This is a genomic window from Halobacillus sp. AWH4_228, assembly GCF_056158365.1.
The window spans coordinates 612548-627119 of record NZ_JBSWTE010000001.1 but is presented as its reverse complement, the minus strand read 5'-3'; the positions used below and the strand labels follow the sequence as shown (position 1 = coordinate 627119).

Below are 14572 nucleotides of genomic sequence, written 5' to 3'. Positions count from 1 at the left end.
CTCTTTGTATTCCCGAAAGTCTCATGAAACAAGCACAGGTGTTAGGAAAAGTGTATCAAACAGGTTCCCCACAGATACAGCGACGGGGTAAACTTTGTCATTCTTTACGCCTCCTTCACATAAACTTAATGGAATACGACGGGCCGAAGTAAAGGGGGAAAAGCATGAGAAGACTCTATTGGAAACTGGTCATCTTCTATCTCATTCTGATTACCGCCTTTGTCTACGTCACCTTCCTCCACTGAAAACACCCCGGCCTGCATGGCCGGGGTGTTCGTATACTCTTTCATGTATTTAATGGACAAGATCATGTTTGAATGCGTAAATGACGGCCTGCGTCCTGTCTGATACTTGTAATTTCCCAAGAATACTGCTTACGTGAACCTTTACCGTTTTTAAGGCTATGAACAACTCTTCTGCAATCTCCTGGTTCGTCCTGCCATCTGCCATCAGAAGCAGAATTTCCTTTTCTCTGTTCGTCAAATCTTCATGGAGCGCCCGTTGGTCGGGGTGACGCATCTTTGTCATGATTTTCCCGGTGACTTCCGGTTCCAGAATGGACCGTCCTTCAAAAGTGGCACGGATCGCCTGGGCAATTTCCTCTGCTTTTGACGTTTTCAGCATATAACTGACCGCTCCCGCCTCTAAAGCGGGATACACCTTCTCATCATCAAGAAAACTTGTGACGATGATAATCTTCGCCTCCGGCCACTCGGCTGTAATCCGCTTTGTCGCTTCAATCCCATCCATATGTTCCATCACGAGGTCCATCAAAATAATGTCCGGCCGGTGTTGAAAGGCAAGCGCTACAGCATCTTCGCCGTCCCCTGCTTCAGCGATCACCTCAATATCCGGCTGCGAGGACAAATAGGCGGATACACCAATACGGACCATCTCATGATCATCTGCAAATAATACTCGAATCATCAGGATTGACCTCCTTTAAGTCGGTGGGGCACTTTTACTTCCAACCGGGTCCCCTGTCCTTTCACACTGACAACCTTTAGCACGCCGCCCACTTCAAAGGCACGCTCCTCCATATTTTGGAGACCGTAGGAACTCGTTTTTTTCTCTTCCACATGAAACCCCATACCGTCGTCGATCACTTTCAAAATAACGGTTTGATCACGCTCCAGAAGCATAACCGAAAGGGTCGATGCCTTGGCGTGCCTCAGTGTGTTGGATACCGATTCCTGCAGAATCCGGAAGAGCTGGTCCTCCACACCTTTTTCTAATGGAAATGTTTCAATCGTCCAGTCAATCTGAAGCGGCACCTTTTGGATCAGCTCCTGAAGAAGCTCTGTCATTCCTTCCGCCAGCGTTTTATCTTTCAAGGGAACCGGCCGAAGATGGAGGAGCAGTGCCCTCATTTCGAGCTGGGATTGATGAATCATCCTCTCTACCATCTTCAGCTGCCGATCCACGCCTTCCCGCTCATGGTCTTTTGTCTCATTAATGGCTGACATCATCATGGAAGCGGCAAACAACTGCTGACTGACAGAATCGTGAAGTTCCCTGGCCAGACGATTCCTTTCCTGTATGACTACTTCCTGAAGGCTTTTTTCCCGTTCTTCCGCTCTTTCTGTAACCATACGTTGAGAAAGCTCGGCTTGTTTCACAATTTTCTCTTCCAGCTGTTTCATTCGATCTTCAATTCTTTTCACTTCTGCCAGATCCGCCGTGTCCGTCTCCAGAGGACTGCCTTTCACGACTTCTCCAAGCTGCTGTTCGATATGGGTAAGCTGACGACGCCAGTACCACCCCTGGGCCGTACCGGTTACAAGTCCCATAAACAGGGATAACAGCAGAATCAAAAATCCATACGGAAGATCGAGCACCTCTCTTGTCCAGAGCACTGACCACCGCTCTACCGGAAAAGCGGCGAATGTTACAGCGGTCAGGAGAACAGCAAATAGAAAGAACGTGAAAAGTCCCGACCCAATCTGCCTCTGCCAAAGGTTCATATCCGCTTCACCTCGAGATCACCGGAAAATATCGACGTAATCACCTTCACCCGGGGCTTATTTTCCTGATAATCCGGTGTTTGGTAATACGTCATCTGATTGAGCATTCTGGACTTTTTAAACTGAAAAATCGAGCTTCTTCCAATGATGGCGCTGTGAAGGATCGTCACTTCCACCTCATACGGAACATAAATCGTGACATTGCCTATAAAATGACGGATGGAAATAACGGATTCGTTCGAAGGAAGAACGGTCTCACTTAAATCGATAACCCGGTCGCCTATGCCTCCGTGCACATTCACATCCTGCCACGGATAGGAATGTGGGGGCGTCGCCTGCCGCCCAAAAAACTTTTGAGTGAATACAGGTTCTTCCGGAGGGTCATGCGGTTCCTGGTCCATCTCTCCAAGCTGAACGTTTTCCGGGTGCTGCTTCGTTTTGTAATAATGACGGACCGCCAGAAAAAGGATGGCCAGCACGAGAAAACGAACGGCAATCATACTTAGTACAGTCAGCCCGAGACTGACCGCCCCGATCCAGAACATGACTTTTCTCCAAAGCGGTCTATAATTCTTCCAACCGAAGTAAATCAGTACGGCTGAAAAACCGACAGAAAAAATGAGACCTCCGTTAAAGAACACTATTTCAATAATCAGGAGAATCACCCCCGTGATTAAAATCGTGTTCAGCATATCTGTTGAAATTCTTTTAAGCACAGCGGTCATTCCCCCTTCCTCTTATCCACCTGCGCCCTTTAGACAAAGGAAAGACGCAGAGAACTGCGCCTTTATCATACCATGATTTAGTTACCCCGACACTTCCTGCTTATTCCGGACCTTTTTCTCAATCTCTGTCATCTTACTGTCAAACGTATGACGGTAATAGGCACTGTTCACCTTATACTCCAGGTCCTCCATGTAACGGTCGATCTCAGAGAATCTGGAATACGGCTTGTCTGAGCCATCCTCCAGCACACGGTTCATTGTGTGATGCGCACGCGCTGTATTTTCACGTCCCATAAACGCCATCCGTTTCAAATGCATATCCTTTAGTTTATGCTTCATTTCCTCATACTTACGCTCAAGGGCCTCCAGCTGCTCTACACATTCTGCCTGAGACTGCTTCAGCTTTTCAGCACGCGATTCATATTCTTCCTGCTCTTTTACCGCAAAATTATGCATGGACGTTTCGCCGGCCTGTTCAGCCACATGCGCCTGATGCTTACGTTTCTCAGCCAGATCTGACGCTTTTTGATATTCCCTCGTGAATTCATCCTTCAACTGGTACTGCCTCTCCACCAGCTTCCGGACTTTTTCCGTCTCCTTTTCACTTTCTCTTAAGTACTGATTCAGCATAGCGGCCGGGTTCTTCTGTTCCTTTTGGTCCAATGCCTCATGAAGATCTGCCGTAATTGAATCCTTTAGTCGTGTAAATAGGTTGGCCATGTTTCCATCTCCTTTGTTATTTGTTCAACTCTGCCCATTGACGCTCAAAATTTGTAAATGGATCGTCTTTTTTTTCAGACGCGGGATCACGTGGACGGCTTGTCCAATTTTTATAAATCCAGTAAAGGACAAAAGCAGCAGCGACGCCGACGACCGCGTAAACATTGGAAACAGCGACGCTTAAAACAATCAAGCCGACGACCATCCAGCCGATCTTCCCGGCTGTCGAGTCACTTTTCACAAACTGCTTGAAAACGATATAAAGCAGCCACACACTGACACCAAGCAGAATCATCGGGCCAAGGTTCGCAATGAATAATCCAAGGGCAATCAGACCTGCGAGGAACAACAGAAACTTTTTCATGTATTTCCCTCCCTGCACTGTTCTTGTCTTTATCATACCGGTGCTGAAGGATTTCCGTAATGAGCCGGGGATATATCTTTATCTAAGACCAGAGGCTTATATCCCTTCCGCCCTCGTTTTCCATAGGAGAGAAAAGATCTATATACCTTCCGGAACCAAAGCCCTCCCATTCGTTTGTTTTGATTTCACAGACAAAAGGAATGATCGTCCGGCCCGCACTTTTTCTACAATAAAAGCTCTGTTAAAGTCTGTGGTTGATATTTCAAACGATTACTAAATCGTTTCCGTCTGGAATTAGGGGTCCGGTCTGCTATTTACTCAGAGCATGGGATGGCAGGGAAAACCGTCCGCTTTCCGCGGCTCACGGTACCCCGCGGAAAGGGAGTCATTTTCAAGGCCGCCTCCTACAAATCCCATGACAGAAAGGGGTGATGATAGGAGCTCACATGTTAAATAACAACACCAAGCAATAACAGAGACACAATAAAAAAAGGAAAGGTGCCTTCTGCAGGCACCTTTCCTTTGATCGTCTTACGGCTGCTCTATTCACTTTATGATGGTGAGTTCTTTTGGTGTTTCTGTCAGCGTGACAAATCCTTCCGGGGTGACAAGTACATCATCTTCAATACGGACACCGCCGATTTCAGGATCGTAAATGCCCGGTTCGAGCGTATACGTCATCCCTTCTTTTAATACCCCGTCATTCAAATGGCTCATAGAAGGGAATTCATGCACATTGATTCCCAGTCCATGTCCAATCCGGTGTGGAAACTTATCGCCGTAGCCGGCTTCTGTAATGATCTGACGCGCCGCTTCATCCAGATCACCAATCCTTGTTCCAGGACGACTGATGGCCAGGGATGCATTCAATGCTTCCAGAACCGTTTCATAGATAACTTTCTGCTTTTCATTGACAGAGCGGAAAGCGAAGGTCCTCGTAATATCAGACGTGTATCCTTTCCAGACGACTCCAAGATCAAACAGGACAAGGTCTCCTTCTTTTAATCTACGGTCTCCAGGATTTCCGTGAGGGTGGCCGGATTTCTCACCAAAAAGCACCATCGTGGAGAAGGACATTTGAGCGACGCCTTTTTTCTTAAGCTCATACTCAATCGCCGCCAGGACTTCCATTTCCGTAACCCCTTCATTCAGGGCTTCTGTCCCTACCTTGACCCCGAAATCTGCGAGTTCTGCCGCTTCCTTCAAAACCGCGATTTCCTGCTCATCCTTCACGACACGCATCTCGTTTAATTTCCCTTCGATGTCCAGAACCTCTGCGTCATCAAACAACGCAAAAAAGGACTCACTACGCCCGTAGGAAAGCACTTCTTTTTCTATGCCCACATGATGTACGTTCGTGATCCCCGCCTGATTCATAGAATCCTTCATCAACGTCCAAGGATTTTCATGATCAGCGTAACCAATGATTTCATGGCTCCACCCTGTTTCCTGCAGCTGTGCTTTTTCCATTCCCGGAAGAACAGCTATAGGGTCTGCTTCCGGAAAGACGACCAATCCTAACAGTCTTTCATGAGGGTCAGTTAGAAACCCGGTTAAATAAAAGAAGTTTTCCGGTGAATTAATAAAAGCTGCATCAATACCCGTCTCCTTCAGGTAGGCAGCCAGTTCATCCAAACGATGTTTCATTCTCCATCTCTCCTTTCGAATCTTCTTTCATCATATAGCAATCCAGACCGTTATCCAACTCACACAAAAGTCCGAAAAATGGCAAAAAAGCCCTGTCCCCTATGCGGGCAGGACCTTACGTTCTTTCATGAAACGACAGGACTATGCCGCCTGTCTGAGTCTTGTTTTGGAAAGCCACGCCTTTTCCAACCTCTGGGTAAACAAGACTGCACCTACGGCGAGAATACTGTCCTTTATGATAAACGGCACCATACTGGACCACGCCAGAGCGAGACTGATCCCGTCTCCTCCCACCCAGAAATTCAGTGCGAGATAAAATAATTGGACACCGACAAAATAGTTGATGATGATGCCGGCGGCAGCGGCCATCATGTACCTCGGCATCGTCCGCCTGGATTCAGCGATTTTCCCTACAAAATAAGCAAGAATAATATAAGACAAAATAAATCCGAACGTCGGAGCAATCACAACCGACAACCCGCCTTTAAACCCAGCAAAGATCGGTGCTCCCGCCAAACCTAAAAGAACATACACGAGAATCGAAAAAGACCCGAGACGGCTTCCGAGCATAAGCCCTGCCAGAATAGCGAAAAACGTCTGCAGGGTCAGAGGAACTCCCATAACCTGGAGAAATGGCAGGTAAGCCGTAATATTGGCACCGATAGCCATCAGCGCAACAAATAAACTCCCTAAAGTGATGTCATAAACGCTTAGTTTCGACTTCTTCATCATTTTTCCTCCTCCACAACTTCTTCCTTAAAGATAAAAAAACCCTGACATAATGTCAACACTAATTTATTTTAGTTTACAATAAACTTTTTCAAACACACACCTTTTGAAAAAATACACAGCGGCCAAAAAAAGACTGCCGGAAAAGTTCCCGACAGTCTGAAAATCCCAGTCTCGAGCGGTGCTTAAACCTTTACAATCCAAGCCCCATCGACAACTGATTCGTATAGCTCGTATAAGCCACGGTATGGTTTATCACAGCAATCTCACGAACACTAAAGCCTGCTTTCGTAAGGCGGTTCACGCTGTCCTGATCCACCTCTACAGGTTTGGCGGTTAACTGTTCGGCATAATTCAGGACAGCTTTCCACTGCTCACTCATGGATGATGCTTCATAATGATCCAGCCATTCTTCTACATCATTCACACCTGTGTGGCCTTCTAACAAGGAAGCATGACTTTTTGTACAGTAGCGGCAGCCATTTTTCATTGACACAAACGTGATGACCGCCTCTCGCAAATCATCTGGAAGGCCGGTATTCTTCACTGCCTGTTGAAGTGGAAGAAAAGCTTCATATAAACCGGGGTCATTGGCAATAAGCCGGTCAAACAAAGAGGAAGGCTCATCTTCTCCTCTTATTTCTTTCATATGCTGTTGTTTCACAGGTTTAACCCAAGGCATATCCATCCCTCATTTCTACAAAATCCATTCCCGGCACAGCGGTATCCGCCAATAAATTTCCCGGGAAATCTTTTTATTTAATAATTCGATAATTTCTCCAATCTTCTGGGAATAAACTCGTGTATTTTCCAGAAACAAACCGGTCATCTATAAGCTGGATAGCTCCATGATCCTCTTCCGAACGGATCAAGCGTCCACCAGCCTGGAGCACTTTGTTCATTCCAGGATATACGTAAGCATAATCATACCCCCGGCGGCCTTTCTCATTGAAATAGTCTTTAATCAACTCTTTCTCGAAGTTTCTTGGAGCCAGACCGACACCAACGACGGCCACACCATTCAGCCGGTCTCCGCGGAGGTCGACACCTTCAGAAAAAACACCACCCATGACAGCAAAACCTGCCAGACGCCCTCCTGGAACGAATTGGGCAAGAAAATCCTCCCGCCGGCTCTCATCCATGCCCCTTTCCTGCATGACTGCATCGACAGGGGACATCTGCCGGAACTCTTGGTAGACAAGCTCCATGTAGTGATACGACGGGAAAAAGAATAAGTGGTTTCCACTATAGCTTTCCACCTGGTCTTTCAACCGCTCTGCCAGAATTCCGGCCGTTTGATTCCGGTTTTTATACCGGGTTGATAACGGCGTAATTGTGACATCCACCTGAGAGGCGTCGTAAGGGGATGGAAGCTGAAGGATGTAATCCTCCTTCGTCCCTCCCAGCATTTCTTTATAATAGGCAAAAGGTGAAAGCGTGGCTGAAAAGAATGTACCGGAGCGGAACCCATCTGTCACCTTCTTTAATACGTGGGAAGGATCCAGGCAGAACAACTTCAGCATCAGGTCCCCGTTTTCCCCTTTTGCCGCTATAAAACGATAATGATCATCCACAAACTCAAAAATCCTCAGGAAATTCTGGGCGGTGAAATACAAGTCAACAAGAGATTCGGAGCGCTCGTCCTCCGCTTGTTCCTGGATGATCTGCTCCGTTTTCCCAATGAACCGTTCCAGGTTTTCTTCCAGTTCTCCAGGGATCTCATTGATGACGATCTCTCCACCTTGGAAACCGGCAAGGCGCTCCAGGTCATCAGCCACTGCCAGGGCGGTCTTTCGGACCCCCTCCTCGTCTTCCCACGAATCAGAAGCCTCCCTGAATGGGTTTTTATAAATCGAGGCCGAGTACATTTCTCTCGCCCGTTCAACAAGGTTATGCGCTTCATCCACAAGGAGAGCTGTTTTTTTCTTACGGTCAGGCATCAGCCTCTTTAAGGCAACACGCGGGTCGAAGATGTAATTGTAATCACTGATGATCACGTCCACCACATCCGTAAGGTCAAGAGAAAACTCAAACGGGCATAAACGGTGTTTTCTGGCATACGCTTCAATCACAGGGCGTGTGAGCTGCGTCTCATTCCTCAGTACATCCACAATGCCGTCATTCACCCTGTCGTAATACCCATCTGCATATTCACAATAATCCGGCTGACAGATCGTTTCCTCCTGAAAACAGATTTTCTCCTTAGCCGTTAAGGTGACCGACCTCAGGGAGAGACCGTGCTCTTCCATTTTGGCCAGTGCCTCCTCAGCTGTCGCTCTCGTCGTCGTTTTAGCGGTTAAATAGTAAATCCTGTCCATTTTATCAAGAGAAAGAGCTTTGACAGCCGGAAATAAAGTCGATATCGTCTTCCCGATGCCGGTGGGGGCCTGAGCGAACAGGTTCCGTTTTTCTTCAATCGTCCTGTACACACTCCCCGCCAGTTTCCGCTGGCCTGTCCGATAGGTAGAGAACGGAAAAGAAAAGGAAGGAACCGTGGCTTCCCTCTGTTCCTCCAGATGATGAAGGACAGAGGCGTAGGATTGATAAGCCTTCACGGTCTCCTCCATAAAGTCAGCCAGTTCCTCATGCGTGAATCTTATCTGCAGGCGTTTCTTTTCCTTCGTCCGTTTCTGCACATAGGTCAGCTGGACATCGATTTTTTCCAGGTTTTCCTGGAGAGAATAGATATAGGCGTAGCCTTTTGCCTGAGCCCAGTAAACGGGATGAGAAGAACTGTCGAGTTCCTCCAGGTCCCCGGATGTCGACTTGATTTCATCAATGACCGGCCCGTCTTCTCCCTCAAGCAGGCCGTCACACCGTCCCTGAACAATCAGACGAAGCTCTCCATACGCATATTCACACTGAAGAAAAACTTCCTTTTCATCTCCGTCCTTATATTTCTTCTGCACTTCCTGATGGATGGCTGTTCCCTCCAACAGAGCTGTATTGGACTGGAACCTTTCATCAATACTTCCAGCCCTGTACACATAAGAGACCAGCTCTCTTACAGAAATCGTCATACTTCGATCCATTTTTCAAACGCCTCCCGCAACCAATTCGTTCCCTACCCTCATCTTCCAACACTCGTTCACGTATGTCTATTGTAAAGGCGTCATGCTATAATTATGGATAAAACTTTTTCATTTCCCATAAAAATAAAACCACATATAATAAAATTAACGCCCCCTCAGGAGGGATCCTAACGTGAAAAAGTGGAGATGGACAGCCTCCATCCTGCTTACTCTCATTCTTGCCTTTTTTATAACAGCCTCCTTTATCTATACACCAGAGGAGCAGGAGTCATCCAGCACACCTGATGAACAGCCGTTAGAAACAGGAGACGCGGATGTAGAAGAGCAGCCAGAGATAGAGCAGGAGGAAGTTTCAACAGAGGAAGACGAAAACGCCCTTGGCGAAGGTCTGCGGGACGTTTTCACAAGTGTCATGGACAGCGCACGTGACCTTTTCATAAAAAATGATTTGACCGTAGTTGCCATTGGGGACTCTTTGACGCAGGGCGTCGGAGACGGGACAGATAATGGCGGCTATGTTGGTATTCTTGAAGACAACTTCACAAATACTAACAACAATACGTCTCTTGAAGTGATCAATTACGGAAAACGCGGCAATCGTACGGACCAGATGTTAGAACGGATGGAAGACGAAGATATTTCCCGGTCCATCGAACAGGCAGACATTGTGCTCATCACCATCGGCGCCAACGATGTGATGAAGGTGGTTAAAGATAACTTCACAGATTTAAACTACCAGGACTTCCGAAACGAACGCGATGGATATGAAGAGCGGCTCAAGGAAATTATTGAGAAGACACAAAACTTGAACGGCGAAGCCCCCATCTACTTCGTTGGTCTGTACAATCCATTTAACCAGTATTTTGATAACATCCCCGAGCTTGGAGAAATCATGGGCGATTGGAACGAGGCGAGCGAAAGGATCATCGGCACCTATGATCAGGCCCACTTTATTCCTATCCGTGATATCTTTGATGGAAACGAAGAAGAACTCCTATGGGAAGAAGACCATTTCCACCCCAATGAACAGGGATACAAGGAAATGGCAGAACGCGTACTCGCTCATATTAGAGAAGATATTGAAGAATAACCTGGGTGGAATGATAAATGAAACGATTACTTCTTAACAATAAATGGCGGACATCCTTCTGGGTCCTTGCCATCATCAACATCGGGATCATCGGGTGGCTTCTGGCTTTAGTCTTTCTCCCGAGCTCGTATACCCTTGTCAATGTAGACCGTGGTAAAGAAAACACCGATGCCGAGTTCACCATTGTCTCAACGAAAGAGAATATGGAGCAGCTCGCCAATGAATACTTATCCGAGCTGTCCAACCAGACCGTATTTGATTACTCCGTCTCGATCGACAAAAACGTTACGTTATCCGGTAATATCAAGGCTTTTGAACAGGTAGTCCCCATCAAGGTGGAATTAAACCCTGTGGTCCAGGAAAACGGCGACCTTGTTCTGGAACAGGAGAAAATCTCTCTTGGGCAGCTGCCACTTCCTAATAAGAAAGTACTGGAATTCTTAAAGGATAACTACAATCTGCCGGAATGGGTCATCGTGAACCCGAATGAAGAAAATATCTATGTTGCCGTCACCCAGATGGAAACGGCCAGTAACTTCAATGTGAAAGTGGACCGCTTCAACCTGAATGCCAACCAGCTGGCTTTTAAAATTTCCGTACCAAAAGATACGTTCCAATTCGCCCAGCAGATGGTGGAAGACAATTTTTGAAGCAGTCGGGAGAGCACAGCGGATGAATGGCCTCCACTTCCTATGGTAAACTTAAAGCAACAGGTCTAACAAAAGGATGTGACGTTCATGCGCGTAGTCAACAACATTGCGGATCTAATCGGAGATACTCCGTTAGTGAAATTAAACCGCCTGGCTCCAGAGGGTGGCGCAGATATTTATATGAAACTGGAAAAGTACAACCCGAGCGGCAGTGTGAAAGACCGGGCTGCTTTCAATATGATTGAACAGGCTGAAAAGGATGGATTTTTAAAAGAGGGATCCACCATCATTGAACCGACAAGTGGAAATACGGGAATCGGTATTGCGATGAATGCCGCCGCCAGAGGATACCGCGCTGTTCTAGTCATGCCGGACACGATGACACAGGAACGGATCAATCTTCTGAAAGCATACGGAGCGGAAATTGTTCTGACGCCGGGAGACGCCAAAATGCCCGGAGCCATCGCCAAGGCAAAAGAACTGGTCGAAGAAATCGACGGCGGCTTTATGCCGATGCAGTTTGAGAATATGGCCAACCCTGATGCTCACCGCCATACCACAGCTGCAGAAATTATCGAAGCAATGGATGAACTCGGTAAACCGCTGGCCGGTTTTGTCTCCACAGCAGGGACTGGAGGAACGATTACAGGAACCGGTGAAGAATTAAAAAAACGCTTCAAGGACATGACCATCCACGTTGCGGAACCGGCAGGATCTCCCGTGTTGTCGGGCGGTCAGCCAGGCAAGCATAAGCTGGTCGGTACAAGCCCGGGATTCATTCCAAGTATATTGAATCAGGAGATTTATGATGAGATTTACCAGGTCACCGACGAAGATGCCTATGACATCACCCGTCGTCTGGCCCGTGAAGAGGGGCTGCTCCTTGGGACATCCTGCGGCGCCGCCTGCTGGGCTGCCATCCAGGCCGCCAAACAGAAAAAACCGGGAGAAGTCATCGTCTGTATCGCTCCGGATACAGGAGAGCGCTACTTATCAGGCGATCTATTCCGATATTAAAAGATATAAAAAAGGAGTCCACGATGGACTCCTCAGCTTGTAGAGAAACCCCTGTTTCTTTACAAGCTTTTTTCTTTCTTACCGCCAGGAGCGAAAGCCCCTTCCCTTTCCGCGGAGGAGCGTTTGGTGGTGATGCCTGCGGGAACAGCACGGGCCGAAGATCCACTTGGACAGGCGGTCTTCCTGATCAAGTCAGCGGAGGGCGTGCCCGCGGCATTCATCCACCGATAAGCGGAACGTGACCCTTCCCACGACAAATGGACAACTCAAACTGGTTAACACAGGCTTTTTTAGATGCGGTACAAATCCCGAAATCGTAAATGCCATCCGAGATGATACGACAACACGCGGCTCAGGATAATCAGTAGAAAAATGCTGTAGGTATGAAAGGGATTGTAAAGGTCGACCCACCCAAGCCCAATCACAACACCAGTCACCATTGCCCATACCGCGTAAATCTCCTGGTGAAGCACCATCGGGCGCCGCTGGGCCAGCACGTCCCTTGTCACACCCCCGCCCACTCCTGTCAGGATGGCAGCGAAAACGATTCCGCCCAGTGGGAATTCATGCTGGACAGCAAAGGACGCTCCCTGCAGAGCGAATGCAGAGAGTCCCACAGCATCAGGATAGATATTCCAACGGTCCCAGGCCATTACCCACGTTTTTGGAAAAAAGTACACAATGGCAATGGTGATTAAGGCGACGTAAAATAAGTATCCCTGATCCCATACGTGAATCACCGGCACATCCAAAGCAATGTTCCGGATAATCCCTCCCGCGAACGGTGTGGCGATTCCTAAAATAAACGTACCGAATATATCATACCTCTCGTTCAATGCGACAATAGCTCCACTAAAAGCAAATGCACTGACGGCGAGGATGTTTAAAACTTCCCATGTCATGCCTATCCCCCTCCCTCTGCTTCCCGATATACGAATGTCATGCCGCACCGATTATACCAAATTCTCCATCCCCTCTATCGAAAAAACTCAAAAAATGTAAAAAATGCGCACAAAACGCTAGGACTAGTATGTTTTTTTCTATACACTACCATATATAGTGAATTTTGTTGCAATATGCCACAAGGAATTTTCTTCAATAAGTAGAATTCATTATATAACTAAGCAAAGTAGGATGTGATGAACCAGAAATGAGAAGCTGGCTGATCAATTTAAGAAAAGAACAGGCACTCACCCAGCAGGAGATTGCAGAAGGAGCTCATATTGATAGAGCTTATTACGCACAAATAGAGAACGGTACCAGAAACCCCAGTATGACGGTTGCTTCTCAAATTGCGTCTTACCTGCACATCAATCCATCTCTTTTTTACACCGAGCACTTAAGTGAACCTTTCGAAAAAGCGCTCGTAAATTCCCCCATAGTCATTGCTCACTGTGATTTGAACCTCCGTTATACATGGATGTTCAACCCCCACCCGGACTTTAAAATGAATGTAGTCATGGGTAAAACAGATGAGGAATTGGACTTTAATGAAGGCACAACAGCATTGATGAAGCTGAAGCAGCGTGTGATCGACGATGGAATGGCGAGAAGAGAAATCCTCGCCTTTCCCCTATCCGAAGGCTTGACCAGATATGACGTATTTGCCCAGCCTCTTTACGATCAGCTTGGACGTATTACAGGTGCGGCAACAGTTTCTGTTGAAATGCTTACGTAACGAAGGAGGAACTGCTATGGCTTTTGATAAACTATCTCCCTTCCTCCTGAAAGATGCCATTCATAAAGCCATGGAGTTGAAGCTGGAGGAGGAGTTCATCCAGCTGCTGCTGAATGAGATGAGGAAAAGGGAAAGAGAAGCAGGAGAAATCGCTTCTTTCGAATAACCGGAACAGCCGATTGAACACCTTCGGAATGTATGTTTCCACTTCAGGGCGGGTAAAGCTAACCAGAGGTGATAATCATGGATAAGAACCGATGGATTATGCATCAGGACTGGGATGATTTATATTTCATACACTGGCCCGTCCCTGTAGATGTACTGCGGCCTCATGTACCTGAGGAGCTCGATATAGACGAATTTGACGGCTCAGCCTGGATTGCTGTAGTCCCCTTCCGTATGAGGAATATCCGGTTCCGCGGCCTGCCGAAACTCCCGTTTGGCACGGATCTTCTGGAACTGAATGTAAGAACATATGTCTCCTACAACGGCGAACCAGGGGTTTATTTCATTACCCTTGACTCCGATCATCCTCTCGGGGTTTTTTTAGCGCGCACCGCTTTCGGACTTCCTTACGTCCACGCCTCTATGCGGATGGATAAAAATGATTCGATCACACAGTTTTCCAGCAGGCGGACCCATAAAGGGTACACACCTGCCCACTTTCATGCGGAATTCCAGACACTCAGTGAGCCTATGCAGGCCCGTCCAGGCTCACTTTTATACTGGCTGACGGAAAGGTACGCCCTCTGGGTGGTTCGGGGGAAGCGTGTTTATAAAGGGCCCATTATTCATAATAATTGGATGCTGCAGAAAGCTGAAGCGGCCGTAGGAACGAATCATCTGCTGGACTTTCTCCCTGCCGAACATTTCCAGCGTCGACCGATCACCTATTATTCCAAATCCGTCCAGACACGTATTTTTCCGTACGAACGGAAGTCATGAGCGCACATGTT

At 47.4% G+C, this 14572-nt stretch carries 16 protein-coding genes; 6 read left to right on the top strand and 10 right to left on the bottom strand.

What is annotated here, in order from left to right; genetic code table 11:
• Positions 1 to 294 precede the first annotated feature (294 nt).
• The 9 genes from ACXADP_RS03160 to ACXADP_RS03120 form a co-directional block, all read right to left on the bottom strand.
• Positions 295 to 927 (bottom strand): response regulator, encoded by a 633-nt coding sequence (locus ACXADP_RS03160; RefSeq protein WP_474969854.1) that lies wholly within the window; start codon positions 925 to 927, stop codon positions 295 to 297.
• Positions 927 to 1964: a sensor histidine kinase gene (locus ACXADP_RS03155; protein ID WP_474969855.1), complete on the bottom strand. Its 1038-nt coding sequence runs from the start codon at positions 1962 to 1964 to the stop codon at positions 927 to 929. The genes ACXADP_RS03160 and ACXADP_RS03155 overlap by 1 nt, the downstream gene beginning before the upstream one ends.
• Positions 1961 to 2689 carry a cell wall-active antibiotics response protein LiaF gene (gene liaF, locus ACXADP_RS03150; protein ID WP_474970808.1) on the bottom strand — a complete coding sequence of 243 codons (729 nt, stop codon included), beginning with the start codon at positions 2687 to 2689 and terminating at the stop codon, positions 1961 to 1963. The genes ACXADP_RS03155 and liaF overlap by 4 nt, the downstream gene beginning before the upstream one ends.
• An 81-nt stretch (positions 2690 to 2770) precedes the next feature.
• Positions 2771 to 3409, bottom strand: coding sequence for a PspA/IM30 family protein (locus ACXADP_RS03145; protein ID WP_474970807.1), 639 nt, complete (start codon positions 3407 to 3409; stop codon positions 2771 to 2773).
• 16 nt (positions 3410 to 3425) lie between these two features.
• Positions 3426 to 3773 (bottom strand): lmo0954 family membrane protein, encoded by a 348-nt coding sequence (locus ACXADP_RS03140; RefSeq protein ID WP_474969858.1) that lies wholly within the window; start codon positions 3771 to 3773, stop codon positions 3426 to 3428.
• A gap of 546 nt (positions 3774 to 4319) precedes the next feature.
• Positions 4320 to 5420, bottom strand: a complete 1101-nt coding sequence (locus tag ACXADP_RS03135; protein ID WP_474970806.1) for a M24 family metallopeptidase — start codon at positions 5418 to 5420, stop codon at positions 4320 to 4322.
• A gap of 141 nt (positions 5421 to 5561) precedes the next feature.
• Complete coding sequence (locus ACXADP_RS03130; protein WP_474969860.1) at positions 5562 to 6149, bottom strand: biotin transporter BioY; 588 nt, start codon at positions 6147 to 6149, stop codon at positions 5562 to 5564.
• 193 nt (positions 6150 to 6342) lie between these two features.
• The gene (locus ACXADP_RS03125) at positions 6343 to 6831 is read right to left on the bottom strand and encodes a carboxymuconolactone decarboxylase family protein (RefSeq protein WP_474970805.1); all 489 of its coding nucleotides are present in this window, start codon (positions 6829 to 6831) and stop codon (positions 6343 to 6345) included.
• 73 nt (positions 6832 to 6904) lie between these two features.
• Positions 6905 to 9181 carry a helicase C-terminal domain-containing protein gene (locus tag ACXADP_RS03120; RefSeq protein ID WP_474969862.1) on the bottom strand — a complete coding sequence of 759 codons (2277 nt, stop codon included), beginning with the start codon at positions 9179 to 9181 and terminating at the stop codon, positions 6905 to 6907.
• A 172-nt stretch (positions 9182 to 9353) separates the two neighbouring features.
• On the opposite strand from ACXADP_RS03120, the gene ACXADP_RS03115 reads away from it, so the two are divergent.
• From ACXADP_RS03115 to cysK, 3 genes are all read left to right on the top strand, one after another.
• On the top strand, positions 9354 to 10271 hold the full coding sequence (locus ACXADP_RS03115) for an SGNH/GDSL hydrolase family protein (protein WP_474969863.1): 918 nt from the start codon (positions 9354 to 9356) through the stop codon (positions 10269 to 10271).
• A 17-nt stretch (positions 10272 to 10288) separates the two neighbouring features.
• A complete protein-coding gene (locus ACXADP_RS03110; RefSeq protein ID WP_474969864.1) occupies positions 10289 to 10921 on the top strand; it encodes a YpmS family protein in 633 nt (210 codons plus the stop codon).
• An 87-nt stretch (positions 10922 to 11008) separates the two neighbouring features.
• Positions 11009 to 11938 carry a cysteine synthase A gene (gene cysK, locus ACXADP_RS03105; RefSeq protein WP_474969865.1) on the top strand — a complete coding sequence of 310 codons (930 nt, stop codon included), beginning with the start codon at positions 11009 to 11011 and terminating at the stop codon, positions 11936 to 11938.
• A 290-nt stretch (positions 11939 to 12228) separates the two neighbouring features.
• Here the strand turns inward: cysK and ACXADP_RS03100 are convergent, their stop codons facing one another.
• A complete protein-coding gene (locus tag ACXADP_RS03100; protein ID WP_474969866.1) occupies positions 12229 to 12840 on the bottom strand; it encodes a trimeric intracellular cation channel family protein in 612 nt (203 codons plus the stop codon).
• A 248-nt stretch (positions 12841 to 13088) separates the two neighbouring features.
• On the opposite strand from ACXADP_RS03100, the gene ACXADP_RS03095 reads away from it, so the two are divergent.
• The 3 genes from ACXADP_RS03095 to ACXADP_RS03085 all read left to right on the top strand — a co-directional run bounded on the left by ACXADP_RS03095 (position 13089) and on the right by ACXADP_RS03085 (position 14561).
• A complete protein-coding gene (locus ACXADP_RS03095; protein WP_474970804.1) occupies positions 13089 to 13616 on the top strand; it encodes a helix-turn-helix domain-containing protein in 528 nt (175 codons plus the stop codon).
• Positions 13617 to 13632: 16 nt separating this feature from the next.
• Entirely contained in the window at positions 13633 to 13782 is a 150-nt protein-coding gene (gene sda / locus ACXADP_RS03090; protein ID WP_474969868.1) for a sporulation histidine kinase inhibitor Sda, read from the top strand.
• 77 nt (positions 13783 to 13859) lie between these two features.
• Positions 13860 to 14561 carry a YqjF family protein gene (locus tag ACXADP_RS03085; protein WP_474970803.1) on the top strand — a complete coding sequence of 234 codons (702 nt, stop codon included), beginning with the start codon at positions 13860 to 13862 and terminating at the stop codon, positions 14559 to 14561.
• Positions 14562 to 14572 lie beyond the last annotated feature (11 nt).

Coding starts and splice junctions, on each gene's coding strand:
- sda (WP_474969868.1), top strand. CDS start 13,633: ATGGCTTTTGATAAACTATCTCCCTTCCTCCTGAAAGATGCCATTCAT.
- ACXADP_RS03155 (WP_474969855.1), bottom strand. CDS start 1,964: ATGAACCTTTGGCAGAGGCAGATTGGGTCGGGACTTTTCACGTTCTTT.
- ACXADP_RS03135 (WP_474970806.1), bottom strand. CDS start 5,420: ATGAAACATCGTTTGGATGAACTGGCTGCCTACCTGAAGGAGACGGGT.
- ACXADP_RS03145 (WP_474970807.1), bottom strand. CDS start 3,409: ATGGCCAACCTATTTACACGACTAAAGGATTCAATTACGGCAGATCTT.
- liaF (WP_474970808.1), bottom strand. CDS start 2,689: ATGACCGCTGTGCTTAAAAGAATTTCAACAGATATGCTGAACACGATT.
- cysK (WP_474969865.1), top strand. CDS start 11,009: ATGCGCGTAGTCAACAACATTGCGGATCTAATCGGAGATACTCCGTTA.
- ACXADP_RS03110 (WP_474969864.1), top strand. CDS start 10,289: ATGAAACGATTACTTCTTAACAATAAATGGCGGACATCCTTCTGGGTC.
- ACXADP_RS03120 (WP_474969862.1), bottom strand. CDS start 9,181: ATGGATCGAAGTATGACGATTTCTGTAAGAGAGCTGGTCTCTTATGTG.
- ACXADP_RS03095 (WP_474970804.1), top strand. CDS start 13,089: ATGAGAAGCTGGCTGATCAATTTAAGAAAAGAACAGGCACTCACCCAG.
- ACXADP_RS03125 (WP_474970805.1), bottom strand. CDS start 6,831: ATGCCTTGGGTTAAACCTGTGAAACAACAGCATATGAAAGAAATAAGA.
- ACXADP_RS03130 (WP_474969860.1), bottom strand. CDS start 6,149: ATGAAGAAGTCGAAACTAAGCGTTTATGACATCACTTTAGGGAGTTTA.
- ACXADP_RS03085 (WP_474970803.1), top strand. CDS start 13,860: ATGGATAAGAACCGATGGATTATGCATCAGGACTGGGATGATTTATAT.
- ACXADP_RS03140 (WP_474969858.1), bottom strand. CDS start 3,773: ATGAAAAAGTTTCTGTTGTTCCTCGCAGGTCTGATTGCCCTTGGATTA.
- ACXADP_RS03160 (WP_474969854.1), bottom strand. CDS start 927: ATGATTCGAGTATTATTTGCAGATGATCATGAGATGGTCCGTATTGGT.
- ACXADP_RS03100 (WP_474969866.1), bottom strand. CDS start 12,840: ATGACATGGGAAGTTTTAAACATCCTCGCCGTCAGTGCATTTGCTTTT.